Raw genomic sequence first — 16,403 nt, forward strand, 5'->3', positions numbered from 1 at the left:
GGCTTGCCGGGGACGGGGATCAGCCGGTGATCAGGGTCGGACTGGGACGCCGAGGGCGGGGAGGACCACGGCGTCGAGATACGAGACGAGGAACGCCTGGGTGGGCGGCTGGTCGTCGAGCAGCGCCTTCGTGGCGAAGCCGCCGACCATCATGTGCAGCATGAAGGCGAGCGCCGGGCAGTCGGGGCGGATCTCGCCCCGGTCGACCGCGCGCCGGACCACCTGGTCCCAGCCGGACATCTCCGGCTCCACCAGCTGGCCGCGGAACGCCTCCCGCAGATCGGGGTTGTTGTGCATCGCCATCGCGATGCCCCGCATCAGCGCGGAGTTGGCCTCGATCGTGCAGTCGTCCTCCTGCATCACCAGCGCGTGCAGGTCGCCCCGCAGCGAGCCGGTGTCGATGCCGTCGAACTTGTCCGGCTTGCCGTGCCGCAGCGCCCGGACGACCAGTTCGGCCTTGCCGCCCCACTGGCGGTAGAGCGTGGCCTTGCTGGATCTGGTGCGGGTGGCGACGGCGTCCATCGTCAGGGCGTCGTAGCCGACCTCACGGAGCAGGTCGAGCACGGCCGCGTACAGCTCCGCCTCGCGCTCGGGAGTGATCCGGCTGCGGCGCGCCGTGGCGACCTCGGTCATCTCGCTCCCCCTCCTTCGTGCTGTCGGTACGGCACCGTTCCGTACCCCGCCAGCGTACGCCGGGGAACGAGCGAAACGAAACGGTTTCGTTCGTGTTCTGGGTCACGGTCGTCGGCTCCGTGTAAAGGAGCCTGCCGAAGTGAAGGAGCCTGCCGAGGAACCGCGGACCACGAGTTGCCGGTACCCCGCCCCCGGCAAAGCATGGGACGGGTGAGCATGAGCTACCTGCGCTTCCCCCACCTCCGCGGCGACCGGCTGTGCTTCGTGGCAGAGGACGACCTCTGGCTCGCGCCCCTCGACGGCTCCGGCCACGCCCGGCGCCTGACCGTCGACCGCGCCAAGGCCGACGGCCCCCGCTTCTCCCCCGACGGCCGCCACATCGCCTACACCAGCTGGCGCACCCTCGCGCCCGAGGTGCACCTGGTGCCGGTGGAGGGCGGGCCCGCGCGCCGGCTCACCCACTGGGGCAGCTCCGACACCCGCGTCCGCGGCTGGACGCCCGCCGGACCCGACGGCAGCGCGTGCGTCCTCGCCGTCACCTCGCACGGCGAGCCCTTCTCGTATCTGACCTGGGGCTACAAGATCGCCCTGGACGGCGAACCGGGCCGCAAGCTGCCGTGGGGCCCGGTCACCGACCTCCAGGCCGCCGACCTCGACGGGGAGCGCCGGACCCTGCTCCTGACCGGTACGCCGCCGCACGAGCCGGCGTCCTGGAAGCGCTACCGGGGCGGTGCGACCGGCCGCCTCTGGCTGCACGGCGCCCGCCTCCTTCCCGACCTGGACGGGCACCTCCAGTCCCCCGTGTTCGTCGGCGGCCGGATCGCCTTCCTCTCCGACCACGAGGGCGTCGGCAACCTCTACTCCTGCGCGCACGACGGCACCGGCCTGCGCCGCCACACCGACCACGACGCCTTCTACGCCCGCAACGCGGCGAGCGACGGCGAGCGGGTGGTCTACCAGTGCGCGGGCGAGCTGTGGCTGGTGGAGGACCTCGCGCCGGGCGCCCGGCCGCGCCGCCTCGACGTCCGCCTCAGCGGGCCCCGGGCGGGGCGGCGCACGTACCAGGTGCCGGCCGCGCAGCACGTGGACGGCGTCTCCGTGGACGAGACGGGCCGCGCCAGCGCCGTGGTGGTGCGCGGGAGCCTGTACTGGCTCACCCACCGCGACGGCCCGGCGCGCACCCTCGCCGACACCCCCGGTGTCCGGGCCCGCCTGCCGGAGATGCTCGGCTCGGGCGGCCGGGTCGCCTACGTCACCGACGCGGAGGACGAGGACGCGGTCGAGGTCGCCTACCTCCCCCGCGCCACCGGAGGCCGCCCACCCCACCGCCTCGCCACGGGCCTCCTGGGCCGCGTCCTGGAACTGGTCGCCGACCCGTCGGGCGACCGCCTGGCCGTCGCCACCCACGACGGCCGCCTGCTCCTGCTGGACGTACCGGAGGCCGGGGCGGTGGGGGCGGACGACGCGGGTGTCTCGACAGCCGGAGACACCGACGCGGCCGGTACGGACGGCGCCGGCGGGGTCTCGGAGGCCGAAGGGGGCACGGAAGGCAGGGTCTCGGAGGCCGAAGCGGATGCGGAAGGCGGGGCCGGCGGCACCCCCGCGGCCACCGGCCCAGCCAGCGCTGCGAACCCCGCCGACCCCGTAGGACCCGGCGTCACCGAGCTGATCCAGTCCGTCAACGGCCCCGTCCAGGACCTCGCCTTCTCCCCGGACGGGGCCTGGCTCACCTGGTCCCACCCCGGCATCGGCCGCTCCCTGCGCCAGATCAAGCTCGCCCGGATCAGCGACCGGCTCGTCGTGGACGTCACCGACGGGCGGTTCGAGGACGAGAACCCGGTGTTCACCCGCGACGGCCGCTACCTCGCCTTCCTCTCCTGGCGCGGCTTCGACCCGGTCTACGACGTGCACACCGGCGACCTGTCCTTCCCCCTCGGCTGCCGCCCCTACCTCGTACCGCTCTCCTCCGCGACCCCCTCCCCCTTCGCCCTGAACCCCGAGGGCCGCCCCGCCGCCGGCGGCCTGGACCCGCTGGAGGACGAGCCCGGGGAGGGCGGCGCGGTGACCGTCGAGGTGGAGGGTCTGGCGAACCGGGTGACGCCCTTCCCGGTCGCCGCCTCCAAGTACTCCGCCCTGCACCCGGTCGCCGGCGGCGGCCTGGTCTGGCTGCGCTGGCCGATCTCGGGGGCGCTCGGCGAGACCTTCGCCAACCCGGACGACCCCTCCGAGCGCCCCACCCTGGAGCACTTCGGCCTCGCCAAGGCCAAGCGCTCCGAACTCGCCCGGCACCTCGACACGTTCCGGGTCAGCGGGGACGGCACCCGGCTCGTCCTGCTCGACGAGGGCGACCTGCGCGCGGTGCCCGCCACCGAGCCGGGCGACGCCGACTCCACCACCTGGATCGACCTGCGCCGCATCCTGCACCAGGTCGACCCGCCCACCGAGTGGCGCCAGGCGTACGCCGAGGCGGGCCGGCTGATCCGGGCGTACTTCTGGGACCCGGGCATGTGCGGCATCGACTGGGACGCGGTCCTCGACCAGTACCGCCCGCTGCTCGAACGGGTCGCCTCCCCCGACGAGTTCGCCGACCTGCTCCGGGAAGTGCTGGGCGAGCTGGGCACGTCCCACGCCTACGTCACCCCCGCCCGCCGCAACGAGGGCCCCCCGCACTACCAGCGCCGCCAGGGCCTGCTGGGCGCCAACTTCGCCTGCCGCGAAGGCCGCTGGACGCTCAAGCGGATCCTGCCCGGCGACTCCTCCGACTCCCGCGCCCGCTCCCCGCTGGCCGGCACCGGCATCCGCGAGGGCGCCGTCCTCACCCACGTCGACGGCCGCCCGGTCGACCCGGTGACCGGCCCGTACCCGCTGCTCGCCGGCGCCGGCGGCACCACCGTCGAGCTGACCTTCGCCCCGGCCGAGGGCGCGGGCCCGGCCCGCCGGGTCGCCGTCGTCCCGCTGGTGGACGAGCGCCCGCTGCGCTACCAGGACTGGGTCACCAAACGCCGCGAGGTGGTACGGGAGTTGAGCGCCGGCCGCTGCGGCTACCTGCACATCCCCGACATGGGCGGCTCCGGCTGGGCCCAGTTCAACCGCGACCTGCGCCGCGAGGTGTCCCGGCCCGCCCTGATCGTGGACGTGCGCGGCAACGCGGGCGGCCACATCAGCGAGCTGGTGATCGAGAAGCTGACCCGCACCATCATGGGCTGGGACCTCACCCGCGACGCCCAGCCCGTCTCGTACGCCTCCGACGCGCCGCGCGGCCCGGTGGTGGCCGTCGCCGACGAGGCGACCTCCTCCGACGGCGACATGATCACGGCCGCGTTCCGGCTGCTGCGGCTCGGCCCGGTGGTCGGGCAGCGCACCTGGGGCGGCGTGGTCGGCATGACCGGGCGGCACCGCCTGGGCGACGGCACGGTGATCACGGTGCCGATGAACGCGGCCTGGTTCGACGTCTACGGCTGGTCCGTGGAGAACCACGGCGTCGCCCCGGACGTCGAAGCGCTGCGCACGCCCCTGGACTGGGCCGAGGGCCGCTACCCGGTCCTTGACGAGGCGGTGCGCATCGCCCTGGAGCTGCTGGAGACCGAGCCGCCGGCCGCGCCGCCCGGCTACGACGACGTACCCGACCGGTCCCGGCCGCCGCTGCCGCCCCGGCGGTAGCCGCAGAAGGGCGCCCCCGCCTCGGCGGGAACGCCCTTCTCACGTCACGTCAGCGGCTGCGACGCGTCAGGCGTCGAAGCTCTCCTCGAGGCGGTCCTCACGACCACCCTCGTGGCGCTCCTCGCCGTGGCGACGGGCCGGCTGGTCCATCTCGTCCTCGTCGCGGCGGCGGTCACGGTTCTGGAACTGCTCGCGACCCTGCTCCGCGCGCTGCTTGCCCTGCTCCTGCATGCGCTCGGCCTTGTCCTGGAACTGGTCCTTGATACCCATGTGGGTTCAACTCCTGTGGTCTACCGGTCCGGCCGGTTCGGCCGGGCTCGATCAGATTCACACGGGCCGTGACCCTGCGCATGTCGATCACTCACGGACGGTAGCCGACGCGCTCCGGTGCTGTTCGTCGGCGGCCCCGCCGGCCCCCACCAGGCCGATCCGCATGCCTTCCAGGCGCCCCGCGAAGCGCCGCATCTCGCGCTGCCCGACGGTGCCGATGACGGCCGGCAGATAGCCGCGCATGCCCTGCATGCCCCGCAGCCACCACTGCCCGTAGACGTGCGCGGAGCGGCGCTCGATGCCCTCCACGAACCGGTCGACGGCCGGGCCCAGCGGGTAGGTCTTGTTGGACGGCCAGGGCAGCCGCTGGCGCAGCTCGCGCATCACGTCGTCCTGGTCGGCGCCGCGCACCATGTCGGTGTCGGTCCAGGACAGGTAGCCCACGCCCACCTTCACGCCCCGGTGCCCGACCTCCGCGCGCAGGCAGTGCGCGTACGCCTCCACACCGGACTTGGAGGCGCAGTAGGCCGTCATCATCGGCGCGGGCGTGATGGCGGCGAGGGACGCGACCTGGAGCAGGTAGCCGCGGCTCTCCACCAGGAGCGGCAGGAAGGCGCGGGCGGTCACCGCGGAGCCGATCAGGTTGACCTCGATCACCCGCCGCCACGCCTCGGGGTCGGAGTCGGTGAACGGACCGCCGCTGGCCACACCGGCGTTGGCGACCACGATGTCCACCTTGCCGAACCGCTCCCGCACCTCCGCCGCGACCCGGGTCATCTGCTCCTGGTCGGTGACGTCGGCGTGCCAGTGCTCGCTCTCGCTGTGCAGCCGCGCCGAGACCTGCTTGAGCGCGTCCGGCTCCAGGCCGACGAGCGCCACCTTCACCCCCCGCGCGCTCAACTTGCGGGCCAGCAGCTCCCCGACGCCCCGCGCGGCCCCCGTGACGACGGCGACGCGCCCCTCCAGGCTCACCCTGCTGCTCATGCGCTCTCCTCCACGTGTGCGGCGGTGTCGGTGATGAGGTACGTGGCGGCGAGGTCGCGGATCTTGCCGGTCACGACCTCCGGCGCCTCGATCGGCGTCATGTGGCCCACCCCCGGCAGCTCGGTCAGACCGACGCAGTGGGGCAGCGTCGCGGCCAGGGCGCGGGCGTGCACGGGCGGGGTGAGCCGGTCGGCGGTGCCGGCGACCACCTCGACCGGCATCCGCAACTCCCGTACGCCGTGGTCGAGGTCGAGCAGGTCGAGCACCTCCGACCAGGCGTGCCGCACCCCGCGCGGGCAGGCGTGCACGATGTGGGCGCACGCCTCGACCATGCCGGACGCCGAACCGGGGCCCATCGTGCCGTACTTGAGGATCCGGCGGGCCAGCGGCGTGACCGGCCCGAGCGGGGCGCGGGAGCCGAGGACGCGCCGGGTCAGCCAGGTGCGGACCCGGCCCTCCCGCAGCGGCACCACGGTGGAGGACGCCACCAGCCGCGAACTGCCCGTGCTGCACAGCAGGACGGCGGCGACGTGCTCGCGCACCTTCGGCCGGGCGGCGGCGGCCATCACCGTCATGCCGCCCATGGAGTGCCCGGCGACGACGGCCCGTTCGCCCGGCGCCAGCACGGCCTCCAGTACGGCTTCGAGGTCGTCGGCGAGGGCCTCGGTGCCGCACGCCGGGTTGGCCGGGCTGCGTCCGTGGCCGCGCTGGTCGTAGGCGACGACCCGGTGGTCGGCGGAGAGGGCGCGGATCTGCGCCGCCCAGAAGGCGGTGGAGCAGGTCCAGCCGTGGGAGAGGACGACGATGGGCGCGGCCGGGTCGTCGGGGCCGTGCACCTCGACGTGGACGCGGGCGCCGTCGGCGGAGGTGGCGGTGAGCACCCGGGTGGGCGCGGGCGGGGCGTACGGCCCCGAGGCCAGGTGCGCCAGGCGGCTCACGCGGTCACCTCCGCGGCGTCCTCGGTGACGGCCTCCGTGCGGCGGGCCGCCGGGGCCCGCAGCACCTCGTACTCCGCGAGGTCGACCCGGCGCGTGGCGCGGCGGAACTCGGCGGTGGTGCCGGGCCAGACGGTGGTGTTGCGGCCACTGGCGTCCAGGTACCAGCTGGTGCAGCCGCCGGTGTTCCACACGGTGCGCTTCATGCGCTCCTGCACCCGGTGGTTCCAGCCCCGCACGGCGGCGGGCCGGGCGTCGAGGGCGGCCCGGCCGCCGAGGACGTCCAACTGCCGCAGGTAGTCGGCCATGTAGTTCAGCTGCGACTCGATCATCAGGATCATGGAGGAGTTCCCGAGCCCGGTGTTGGGCCCGATGATCGTCATCCAGTTGGGGAAGCCGGCCGCCGAGGCGCCGCGCAGCGCCTCCATGCCGCCCTTCCAGGTCTCGGCGAGCGTCCGCCCGTCCGCGCCCACCACGCGCTCGGCGATGGGCATGTCGGTGACGTGGAAGCCGGTGCCGAAGACGATCGCGTCGACCTCGGCCTCGGTGCCGTCGGCGGCGACGAGGGTGGAGCCGCGGATCTCGGCGAGGCCGCTGGCGACGACGTCCACATTGGGGCGGGCGAGCGCCGGGTAGTACTCGCTGGAGAGCAGGATCCGCTTGCAGCCGATGCGGTAGTCCGGGGTGAGCTTGGCGCGCAGCGCCGGGTCCTTGATGGCGGCGCCCATGTTGCGCTTGGCGATCCGCTCGACGAAGCCCAGTTCTTCGGGCCGCTTGGTGAACGCCTGCACCTGGAGCTCCCGGATGCCCCAGAGCAGTCCGCGGCGCAGCCGGGCGGTGGCGGGCAGCGCCCTGTGCAGGGCGCGCTCGGCGCCGCTGATCGCCCGGTCCATGCGGGGCATCACCCAGGCCGGGGTCCGCTGGAAGAGGGTGAGGCGGCCGACCTTCGGCTGGATCGCCGGCACGATCTGGATCGCGGAGGCGCCGGTGCCGATCATGGCGACGCGCTTGCCGGTGAGGTCGTAGCCGTGGTCCCAGCGGGCGGAGTGGAAGACCTCACCGGGAAAGGAGTCGAGCCCCTTGATGTCCGGCACCTTAGGGTCGGACAGCGGCCCGGTGGCGGAGACGACGACGTCCGCGGTGAGCGTCCCCCGGGCCGTCTCGATCTCCCACCGCAGCTCGTGCGGGTCCCAGACCGTGCGCACGACCTCCGCGCCGAAGCGCAGGTGGGGGCGGAGGCCGAAGGTGTCGGCGACGTGCTCCAGGTAGGCGCGGATGTGCCGCTGCCCGGAGAAAGTGCGGGGCCAGTCGGGGTTGGGCGCGAAGGAGAACGAGTAGAGATGCGACGGCACGTCGCACGCGCAGCCGGGATAGCTGTTGTCCCGCCAGGTGCCCCCGACGCTGTCGGAGCGCTCCAGGACGACGAAGTCGGTGATCCCCTCCCGCCGCAGCCGCACGGCGGCCCCGATCCCGCCGAAGCCGGACCCGATCACGGCGACGCGCACATGCCCGCCGACCGGCTCGTAGCCCTGCTTGTCCCCTTGCTCGTGCTCGGCCATCCCGAAGCCTCCACGCGTCGCCGCCGGCGTCTCCGCCAGAACCCTGCCAGTGAACACTGGCGCAATGGGACTGTAGAACAGGACCGTACTCATGGGTAGGGGGCGGGCCGAGGAAAGTTACCGGGGGTACGACATAGGGTCGAAGGCGTGACCGAAGAGCGCGAGCACCGCGAACACCGCGAGTACCGCATGGAGGAGCTGGCCCGGCTGGCCGGCATCACGGTGCGCACCCTGCGCTTCTACCGCGAGCGCAAGCTGATCCCGCCGCCCCGCCGCGAGGGCCGCATCGCCTGGTACGACGACCACCACCTGGCCCGCCTGCGCACCGTCGCGGCGCTGCTGGAACGCGGCCACACCCTGAACGGCATCGCGGAACTCGCCGACGCCTTCGACCACGGACGCGACGTCGGCGACCTCCTCGGCCTCGGCGAGCCCACCGAGGAGACCCCGGTCCGGCTGACCCCCGAGGAACTCGCCGCCCGCTTCGAGGGCGAGGTCACCCCGGAGAACCTGGCCGCCGCGATGGACCTCGGCTACCTCGGCACCGACGGCGACGAACTCGTCCACATCAGCCACCGCCTGCTCGACGTCTCCAGCGCCCTGGTCCGCGAGGGCATCCCGCTCGCCGAGGTCCTCGACGCCGGCAAGCGCGTCCGCGACCACGCCGAGGCCCTGGCCGACCTCTTCGCCGACCTGGTCCTGCGCCACGCCCCCGACCAGGACCTCCAGCGCCTGCGCCCGCTGGCCCGCAGCGTGGTGGAGGCGGAGCTGTCACTGGCCCTGGACCGCCGCGTCCACGCCCAGTCGGAGCGCGCTCAGCGCTCGTAGACGACGGTCACCGGCGCGTGGTCCGACCACCGCTCACCGTGCGAGGCGGCCCGCTCGACGAACCCCTTGACGGCACGGGCGGCGAGCCCGGGCGTGCACATCTGGTAGTCGATGCGCCAACCGCTGTCATTGTCGAAGGCCCGCCCCCGGTACGACCACCAGCTGTACGGCCCCTCGACATCGGGATGCAACTCCCGCACCACGTCCACGAAGCCGCCCTCCCCCGCGTCGAGCACCCGCCCGAGCCACTCCCGCTCCTCGGGCAGGAACCCGGAGTTCTTCTTGTTGGCCCGCCAGTTCTTCAGGTCGGCCTCGCGGTGGGCGATGTTCCAGTCCCCGCAGACGACGACCTCGCGCCCGTCGGCGGCGGCCCGCTCACGCAGCTCCTTCAGGTAGGGCAGGAACTCCCCGAGGAACCGCATCTTCTCCTCCTGCCGCTCGGTCCCGACCTCCCCCGACGGCAGATACAGCGAGGCGAAGGTCACCCCCGGCAGATCGGCCTCCACGTACCGCCCCGACCCGTCGAACTCGGCCGACCCGAACCCGACCCGCACCCGGTCCGGCTCCCGCCGGCTGCACAGCGACACCCCGGCCCGCCCCTTGGCGGCGGCCGGCGCGTGCACGACGTGCCAGCCCTCGGGCGCCCGCACCGCCTCGGGCAGCTGCCCGGGCTCGGCGCGCACCTCCTGGAGGCACACCACATCGGCGGAGGTCGCGGCCAGCCACTCCACGAAGCCCTTCTTCGCGGCGGCACGCAGCCCGTTCACGTTCACGGAGGTCACGGTGAGCATTCCGGCACGATACCGGCACACTGGAGGACGCCGGTCCTCCGGCCACCAGCATCGATTTACGGTAGGAAGCATGAACATACGCCGGGTCCCGTTCGACCACCCCGACGCCGTCAAGCTCAACGACGAGGTCCAGGCCGAGTACGACGTCCGCTACGGCGACGGCGGCGACGCCACCGAACTGGCCGCCGCGGACTTCGCCCCGCCGAACGGGCTCTACCTGGTCGCCTACGACGAGGCCGACGTCCCCATCGCCTCCGGCGGCTGGCGCCGGCAGGACGCCAACGAGGAGGGCAACCTCGACGGCGACGCCGAGCTGAAGCGCATGTTCGTCACCGAGCCGGCCCGCGGCCGGGGCCTGGCCCGCCGCATCCTGGCCGCCCTGGAGGAGGACGCCCGCGCGGCGGGACGCGTCCGCATGGTCCTGGAGACCGGCACCAAGCAGCCGGAGGCCGTCGCCCTCTACCGCTCCAGCGGCTACGACCCCTGCGACAAGTTCGGCTACTACCGCTTCCACGCCGAGAGCCTGTGCTTCGCGAAGGACCTCCGGAGCCCGCGCGACTGAGGGCGCCGCTGTCAGTGGCCGGCCCTACTGTGCGGGCAACGGTCCTGGAGAGGAGCAACGGTGGGGTTCTCGGGTGAACTGGTCTTCGGCCGAAGCGAGCGTCCGCTGACGGCGGCGCCGGTCTTCGGCGGCCTGCGGGCGGACGACGAGGGCAGCGTCGGCTCGTGGTGGCCGCGGCCCGGCGGATGGCAGACGTGGCAGTTCCACCGGACCGCCTTCCCCGGCCGGCCCGTGGACGTTCTGGGGGCCGTGGTCGACTGGACCGGGTCCCCGGCGTGCGTGGCGACCGTGCACGACAGCGACGTGGCCCGGGTGCACGGTCTGGCACCCGGCGGCAACAGCTGGAGCGCGTGGCTGCACCTGGAGACCGCGTCAGACATCCTGGACCGTCCGCTGTCCGAGTTGGACGCCGGCGTACCCGCCGACGCCCGCGCCGCCCTGGCCTGGGCCCGTTCCGCGGGAGCGGGCGCCGACGCGTCCCCGGCCACGATCGAGCGGACCCTCCGGTCCCACGAGACCTTCGTCGAGGACCTCTTCGCCACCGTCCTGGACCACTTGGGCTTCCCCGAGGCAGTCGACCCCGGGACCACCCATCGTGCTGCGGCACCGCCCACGTAGACCGGCCGAAGCCCGCACAGGAAAAGATCCGGAAACGCCGAGATCCCGCCCGATCAATCAGATCGGGCGGGATCTCGTGGACTCTTCCTGAGCGAGCTCAAGAACATTCGATGCGTGGACCTGTGGGGATTTGAACCCCAGACCCCCTCGATGCGAACGAGGTGCGCTACCAGACTGCGCCACAGGCCCTTGCAACGAGTGAAACTCTAGCATCCCCGCGGGTGTGCTCGAAAACCGCTTCCCGGCGGGGGCTACTCGTTGGCCGCGCGCGGCCGGTCGCCCTCTTCGTACTGGTCGAAGAGGGGCGTGCGGCCCCGCTCGCGGGCCCGGCGGGCGGACGCGGCGCGGCGGGCGTCGGTGCGGGCCGGGGGCTCCGCGCGGTCGGCGGGGTCGGCGGCCTCGGGGGCCTCCGGGGCGGGGGGCGCGTCCTCCTGGCCGAGGGCCGCCGCGCTGGAGCGGGCCGCGCTCCAGGCGTCCGGTCCGGCGAGGTCGACGTCCGGGGTGGCCCGGGGGGCGACCGGCGCGGTGACGTAGGTGGGCAGCGGGACCGGGACCGGGTCCCAGCTGTCGCCGCCCTGGGGGCGCCGCTGGCGCTCGCGCTGCTGGTCGACCCATTCGGCGTGGTCGGTCTGCTCGACCAGGGCCCGGCGGCCGGCGGCGAGGGCGGAGAGGCCCGGGTCGGGCGCGGTGGCCTCGGGGCCCTCGTCCGGTTCGTCGGCGTCCGTGTCACCGGCGTCGGCCGGGGTGCGCCGACGGGGCTGGCGGTCGCGGTCGCGCAGCCGGGCCGCGGCGGCCTCGGCCTGCCGGCGGTCCATCTGGAAGGCGTACCGGCGCCGCTCCTGCGTGCGCAGGTAGGCGATGTAGACGCTGAGCAGCACGGCCGGCCCGGCCGGCGCCCACAGGAAGGCGAGGCCGCCGACCGCCGCGACGATCGAGCCGAGCGTGAAGAGGAGGAAGAGCAGCGCGATGGTGCGCCGGCGCCGGGCCAGCACCTTGTTGCGCCGGGCGCGCGCCGCGGCCTCCGGCGAGACGGGTGCGCGCCGGGCGGCCGGCACCCGGGCCCGCGCCGGCTCCGGCGGCGGGGCCTGCCGTTTGGTGCGGGACACCGCGAAGGCCCGGACGTCCACCGAACCGGTGGCGCCGTCCGGGGACGGGGCGTCGGCGTCGGGCTCCGCCTCCCCGGCCGGGTGCGGCCGGTCCTTGGCGTACCGGCGCTCCATCCCCGCCCGTCCGGACAGCAGCCGGATGGCGGTGCTGAAGCGTTCCGTCGGACGGGCCTCGTTCAGCTCGTCCTGCCTACGGAGCCACATCGGCACCAAGTAGGCGGCCCAGGCCCCGACGATGACTGCGTAGATGAGGCCGCTGCTGCTCACGCCTCACACGGTAGAGGGGTTTGCGTGAGGCCATCCGCCAATTGAGCCGGTGTGTCGCACGATCTGGCTGATATTTCGAACTTTTCTTGTGATCGATGCGATCAGACAGCCAATATTTCCGATCAATTTCGAACGTCAATTCGATTTAGTCGGGCTGCTCCGGCGCCGGTGCCAGCGGCGCAGCAGCCCGTCCGGCACCTCCTCCGCGGTCAGCGCGTAGACGAGATGGTCGCGCCAGCCGCCGTCGATGTGGAGATATCGGGGCCGCAGCCCCTCCTCGCGGAATCCGAGTTTCTCCACCACCCGCCGGCTCGGCGCGTTCTCGGGGCGAATGCAGATCTCGACGCGGTGCAGTCCGACGGCGCGGAAACAGTGGTCCACCGCCATCGCCACCGACGTCGGCATCACACCGCGGCCCGCCACCGCCTGGTCCACCCAGTAGCCGACGTGCCCGGAGCACATCGAGCCCCAGGTGATCCCGGCCACCGTCAACTGCCCCACCAGGCGCCCCTGGTACTCGATGACGAACGGCAGCATCCGGCCCGCCCGCGCCTCGGAGCGCAGGTAGCGGACCATCTGACGGTACGTCGGCCGCTTCGCGAGCGGGCCGCCGGGCCCGGGCGGCGGGACGGTGGCCTCCCAGGGCCGCAGCCAGTCCCGGTTGCGCCGGTTGACCTCGCGCCAGGCCCGCTGGTCGCGCGGCCGTATCGGCCGGAGGACGACGTCGCCGTCCACCAGCTCCACGGGCCAGGCTCCGCTCTTCAGCTCGCACCCCCGCCGCCGGGTCTGCGGTGGTCCCCGCCGCGGATCTGGTCCACGGCGTGCCGCAGCAGCGGCTCCAGGACCGCCAGACCGTCCCGCACCCCGCCGGTCGACCCAGGCAGGTTGACGATCAGGGTGCCCCCGGCCACCCCGGCCAGGCCCCGGGACAGCGCCGCGGTGGGCACCTTGTCCCGGCCGTACGCCCGGATCGCCTCCGCGATGCCCGGGACCTCGTACGCGATCACCGCGCGGGTCGCCTCGGGCGTGCGGTCGGTGGGTGAGATTCCGGTGCCGCCGGTCGTCACGATCACGTCGTAGCCCGCCTCGACGCCGGCCCGCAGGGCGGCCTCGACCGGGTCGCCGTCCGGGACGACCTGGGGGCCGTCCACAGCGAAGCCGTACTCCCTGAGCCCCTCGGCGATCAGCGGGCCGCCCCGGTCCGCGTAGACGCCGGCGGCGGCGCGGTTGGAGGCGGTCACCACGAGGGCGCGGTAGCCGGCGGGCGCCCCCTCGCTCATGACCGGCTCCAGTCGCCCGACTTGCCGCCCGTCTTCTCCTCGACCCGCACGTCCGTGATCACCGCTCCCTTGTCGACCGCCTTGACCATGTCGACCACGGTGAGCGCGGCGACGGAGACCGCGGTGAGCGCCTCCATCTCGACGCCCGTGCGGTCCGTCGTGCGCACCGTGGCGGCGATCTCCACGGCGTCGTCCGCGACCGACAGGTCCAGTCTCACACCGGAGAGCGCCAGCGGGTGGCAGAGCGGGACCAGGTCGGGGGTGCGCTTGGCGCCCATGATGCCCGCGATCCGCGCGGTGGCCAGCGCGTCGCCCTTGGGCATCCCCTCGCCGCGCAGCAGCTCGACCACGCGCGGCGAGACGAGGACGCGGCCGGTGGCGCGGGCGGTGCGCGCGGTGACGTCCTTGCCGGACACGTCGACCATCCGGGCGGCGCCCGCCTCGTCGAGGTGGGTGAGGTGGTCCTGTGCGCCCCGCGGGTCTCGCGCGGCTGCGTCCTGCGTGCTCATGCTCGTACGGTGCTCCCGGTCCTGGCCCGCCGCGGTGCGGCGCCGCGGGCCTGCTGTGCGCGACACGGTACCGCCAACGGGGGGCCGTCAGCCGAGCAGGACCACCTCGACCTCGGCGCCGGGCGCGACCGACTCGGTGTCCTCGGGGACGACGATCAGCGCGTTCGCCCGCGCCAGGGCCGCCACCAGGTGCGAGCCGGCGCCGCCGACCGGGCGGACCGAGCCGTCGGCGTGCCACCCGCGCAGGAACTGCCGGCGCCCCTTGGGCGAGGTCAGCGCCTCGTCGGCGGCGAGGGTGGCGGTGGCCGTCGGCCGCTGCGGATCCGGCAGGCCCATCAGGGCGCGGATCGCGGGGCGCACGAACAGCTCGAAGGAGACGTACGAGGAGACCGGGTTGCCGGGCAGCGCGAGCAGCGGGGTGTGGTCGGGGCCGATGGAGCCGAAGCCCTGCGGCTTGCCCGGCTGCATGGCGAGCTTGCGGAACTCCACGCCGCTGCCCGGCTCTTCGGCGTCGGCGACGTGCTCCAACGCCTCCTTCACCACGTCGTACGCGCCCACGCTGACCCCGCCGGTGGTGACCATGAGGTCGGCGCGCACCAGCTGGTCCTCGATGGTGGAGCGCAGTGTCTCGGCGTCGTCGGCGACCGCGCCGACCCGGTAGGCGATGGCGCCGGCGTCGCGGGCGGCGGCGGTGAGGGAGAAGCTGTTGGAGTCGAAGATCTGGCCGTGGGCCAGCTGCTCGTCGGGCTGGACCAGTTCGCTGCCGGTGGAGAGCACCACCACGCGCGGGCGCGGGCGCACGCGTGCCCTGCCCCGCCCGATGGCGGCGAGGAGCGCGATCTGCGGCGGCCCGAGGACCGTGCCGGCCTCCAGGACCCGCTCGCCGGCCCGCACGTCGCTGCCCTCGGCGCGCACGTGCGCCCGGGCCTCGGCGGGCCGGTACACCAGCACCTCGCCCTCGGCACCCTCGGGCGCCAGGCTGCGGGCGCGCATCCCGGTGACCGGGCCCTCGCCGAGGCCGCCGTCGGTCCACTCCACGGGGACGACCGTCTCGGCGCCGGGCGGCAGCGGGGCGCCGGTCATGATGCGGGCGGCCTGCCCGGGCCCGACGGTGAGCGGGTCCCGCCGACCGGCGGCGACGTCGCCGACGACCTCCAGGGCGGCCGGGAACTCCTCGCTCGCGCCGGCGACATCGGCGACCCGCACCGCGTACCCGTCCATCGAGCTGTTGTCGAAGGGCGGCAGGGACACCGCGGCCGTGACGTCGTCGACCAGGACGCAGCCCTGGGCGTCGAGCAGTTGCAGCTCGATGGGCTCCAGGGGGTGCACGGCGGCGAGGACGTCCGCCAGGTGCTCCCCCACCGTCCACAGCCGGTCGGGGTCCGGTCCCTGCGCGGCGTTCTCGTGGCCGGCGTCGTCACGGTGCGCGGTGCTGCTCAACGGCCCTGCATCTCCTCGGCTACGTAGCTGCGAAGCCAGGCCCGGAAGTCCGGGCCCAGGTCCTCACGTTCGCACGCGAGTCTGACAATGGCCCGCAGGAAGTCGCCGCGGTCGCCGGTGTCATAGCGGCGGCCCTTGAAGACGACGCCGTGCACCGGGCCGCCGAGGTTCTCGTCCGCGGCGAGCTGCTGGAGGGCGTCGGTCAGCTGGATCTCGCCGCCGCGGCCCGGCTCGGTCTTGCGCAGCACGTCGAAGATGTTGGCGTCCAGGACGTACCGGCCGATGATCGCGTAATGGGACGGCGCGTCGGCCGCGTCCGGCTTCTCCACCAGACCGGTCACCTGGACGACGTCGGCCTCCCCGGTGCTCTCCACGGCGGCGCAGCCGTACAGGTGGATCTGCTCGGGCGCGACCTCCATGAGGGCGACGACGCTGCCGCCGCGCTGCTCCTGGACGTCGATCATGCGCTGGAGCAGGGGGTCGCGGGGGTCGATCAGGTCGTCGCCGAGGAGCACCGCGAAGGGCTCGGCGCCCACGTGCGGGGCGGCGCAGAGCACGGCGTGGCCGAGGCCGCGGGGGTCGCCCTGGCGGACGTAGTGGATCATCGCGAGGTCGCTGGACTCCTGGACCCTGGCCAGCCTGCCCGCGTCGCCCTTGCGCTGGAGGGCGGACTCCAGCTCGTAGTTGCGGTCGAAGTGGTCCTCCAGGGGGCGCTTGTTGCGCCCGGTGACCATGAGGACGTCTTCGAGGCCCGCGGCGACGGCCTCCTCGACCACGTACTGGATGGCGGGCTTGTCGACGACCGGAAGCATCTCCTTGGGAGTCGCCTTGGTGGCCGGCAGGAACCGGGTGCCGAGGCCGGCCGCGGGGATGACGGCCTTCCGGATCTTGGGGTGGGACTGGCTCATGCGCGCCACCATAGCGGCTGCGTATGTACGAACCCCCCGACTCTCCACAGCAT

Annotated in this window: 16 protein-coding genes and 1 tRNA gene; 4 read left to right on the top strand and 13 right to left on the bottom strand. The window is 74.0% G+C overall.

Annotation, left to right across the window (positions count from 1 at the left end):
• Positions 1 to 30 precede the first annotated feature (30 nt).
• Positions 31 to 633: a TetR/AcrR family transcriptional regulator gene (locus tag ACGFZL_RS14255; RefSeq protein ID WP_355174130.1), complete on the bottom strand. Its 603-nt coding sequence runs from the start codon at positions 631 to 633 to the stop codon at positions 31 to 33.
• Positions 634 to 849: 216 nt separating this feature from the next.
• Between ACGFZL_RS14255 and ACGFZL_RS14260 the strand changes: the two genes are divergently transcribed.
• Positions 850 to 4,293 carry a S41 family peptidase gene (locus ACGFZL_RS14260; protein ID WP_393691885.1) on the top strand — a complete coding sequence of 1,148 codons (3,444 nt, stop codon included), beginning with the start codon at positions 850 to 852 and terminating at the stop codon, positions 4,291 to 4,293.
• A 66-nt stretch (positions 4,294 to 4,359) separates the two neighbouring features.
• Here the strand turns inward: ACGFZL_RS14260 and ACGFZL_RS14265 are convergent, their stop codons facing one another.
• The 4 genes from ACGFZL_RS14265 to ACGFZL_RS14280 all read right to left on the bottom strand — a co-directional run bounded on the left by ACGFZL_RS14265 (position 4,360) and on the right by ACGFZL_RS14280 (position 8,041).
• Positions 4,360 to 4,563 carry a hypothetical protein gene (locus ACGFZL_RS14265; RefSeq protein WP_355174128.1) on the bottom strand — a complete coding sequence of 68 codons (204 nt, stop codon included), beginning with the start codon at positions 4,561 to 4,563 and terminating at the stop codon, positions 4,360 to 4,362.
• An 87-nt stretch (positions 4,564 to 4,650) separates the two neighbouring features.
• Complete coding sequence (locus tag ACGFZL_RS14270; protein WP_355174126.1) at positions 4,651 to 5,547, bottom strand: SDR family oxidoreductase; 897 nt, start codon at positions 5,545 to 5,547, stop codon at positions 4,651 to 4,653.
• Complete coding sequence (locus ACGFZL_RS14275) at positions 5,544 to 6,485, bottom strand: alpha/beta fold hydrolase (RefSeq protein WP_393691511.1); 942 nt, start codon at positions 6,483 to 6,485, stop codon at positions 5,544 to 5,546. The genes ACGFZL_RS14270 and ACGFZL_RS14275 overlap by 4 nt, the downstream gene beginning before the upstream one ends.
• Positions 6,482 to 8,041 (bottom strand): flavin-containing monooxygenase, encoded by a 1,560-nt coding sequence (locus tag ACGFZL_RS14280; protein WP_393691513.1) that lies wholly within the window; start codon positions 8,039 to 8,041, stop codon positions 6,482 to 6,484. Before ACGFZL_RS14280 ends, ACGFZL_RS14275 begins: the two co-directional genes overlap by 4 nt.
• A gap of 189 nt (positions 8,042 to 8,230) precedes the next feature.
• Between ACGFZL_RS14280 and ACGFZL_RS14285 the strand changes: the two genes are divergently transcribed.
• Positions 8,231 to 8,869, top strand: a complete 639-nt coding sequence (locus ACGFZL_RS14285) for a MerR family transcriptional regulator (protein WP_393691887.1) — start codon at positions 8,231 to 8,233, stop codon at positions 8,867 to 8,869.
• On the opposite strand, the gene ACGFZL_RS14290 is transcribed toward ACGFZL_RS14285, so the two are convergent.
• Positions 8,857 to 9,660, bottom strand: a complete 804-nt coding sequence (locus ACGFZL_RS14290; RefSeq protein WP_393691515.1) for an exodeoxyribonuclease III — start codon at positions 9,658 to 9,660, stop codon at positions 8,857 to 8,859. The two genes, ACGFZL_RS14285 and ACGFZL_RS14290, sit on opposite strands and share 13 nt — an antisense overlap.
• A 70-nt stretch (positions 9,661 to 9,730) precedes the next feature.
• Between ACGFZL_RS14290 and ACGFZL_RS14295 the strand changes: the two genes are divergently transcribed.
• Together ACGFZL_RS14295 and ACGFZL_RS14300 are read left to right on the top strand one after the other, a co-directional pair.
• Positions 9,731 to 10,222 (top strand): GNAT family N-acetyltransferase, encoded by a 492-nt coding sequence (locus tag ACGFZL_RS14295; RefSeq protein WP_393691517.1) that lies wholly within the window; start codon positions 9,731 to 9,733, stop codon positions 10,220 to 10,222.
• 60 nt (positions 10,223 to 10,282) lie between these two features.
• On the top strand, positions 10,283 to 10,840 hold the full coding sequence (locus ACGFZL_RS14300; RefSeq protein WP_393691519.1) for a hypothetical protein: 558 nt from the start codon (positions 10,283 to 10,285) through the stop codon (positions 10,838 to 10,840).
• A 115-nt stretch (positions 10,841 to 10,955) separates the two neighbouring features.
• On the opposite strand, the gene ACGFZL_RS14305 is transcribed toward ACGFZL_RS14300, so the two are convergent.
• From ACGFZL_RS14305 to galU, 7 genes are all read right to left on the bottom strand, one after another.
• A tRNA-Ala gene (locus ACGFZL_RS14305) sits at positions 10,956 to 11,029 on the bottom strand.
• Between the two features lie 62 nt (positions 11,030 to 11,091).
• Positions 11,092 to 12,213, bottom strand: coding sequence for a gephyrin-like molybdotransferase receptor GlpR (glpR, locus tag ACGFZL_RS14310; RefSeq protein ID WP_355174114.1), 1,122 nt, complete (start codon positions 12,211 to 12,213; stop codon positions 11,092 to 11,094).
• A 135-nt stretch (positions 12,214 to 12,348) separates the two neighbouring features.
• A complete protein-coding gene (locus ACGFZL_RS14315) occupies positions 12,349 to 12,957 on the bottom strand; it encodes a GNAT family N-acetyltransferase (protein WP_393691521.1) in 609 nt (202 codons plus the stop codon).
• Between the two features lie 17 nt (positions 12,958 to 12,974).
• Positions 12,975 to 13,493, bottom strand: coding sequence for a molybdenum cofactor biosynthesis protein B (locus ACGFZL_RS14320; RefSeq protein WP_393691523.1), 519 nt, complete (start codon positions 13,491 to 13,493; stop codon positions 12,975 to 12,977).
• Entirely contained in the window at positions 13,490 to 14,002 is a 513-nt protein-coding gene (gene moaC / locus ACGFZL_RS14325) for a cyclic pyranopterin monophosphate synthase MoaC (protein WP_393691525.1), read from the bottom strand. Before moaC ends, ACGFZL_RS14320 begins: the two co-directional genes overlap by 4 nt.
• Before the next feature lie 87 nt (positions 14,003 to 14,089).
• Positions 14,090 to 15,442: a gephyrin-like molybdotransferase Glp gene (gene glp, locus ACGFZL_RS14330; RefSeq protein WP_393691527.1), complete on the bottom strand. Its 1,353-nt coding sequence runs from the start codon at positions 15,440 to 15,442 to the stop codon at positions 14,090 to 14,092.
• Positions 15,439 to 16,350 carry a UTP--glucose-1-phosphate uridylyltransferase GalU gene (gene galU, locus ACGFZL_RS14335; RefSeq protein WP_393691529.1) on the bottom strand — a complete coding sequence of 304 codons (912 nt, stop codon included), beginning with the start codon at positions 16,348 to 16,350 and terminating at the stop codon, positions 15,439 to 15,441. The genes glp and galU overlap by 4 nt, the downstream gene beginning before the upstream one ends.
• Between the last annotated feature and the right edge of the window lie 53 nt (positions 16,351 to 16,403).

This window comes from Streptomyces sp. NPDC048182 (assembly GCF_043202555.1).
Lineage (GTDB): Bacteria > Actinomycetota > Actinomycetes > Streptomycetales > Streptomycetaceae > Streptomyces.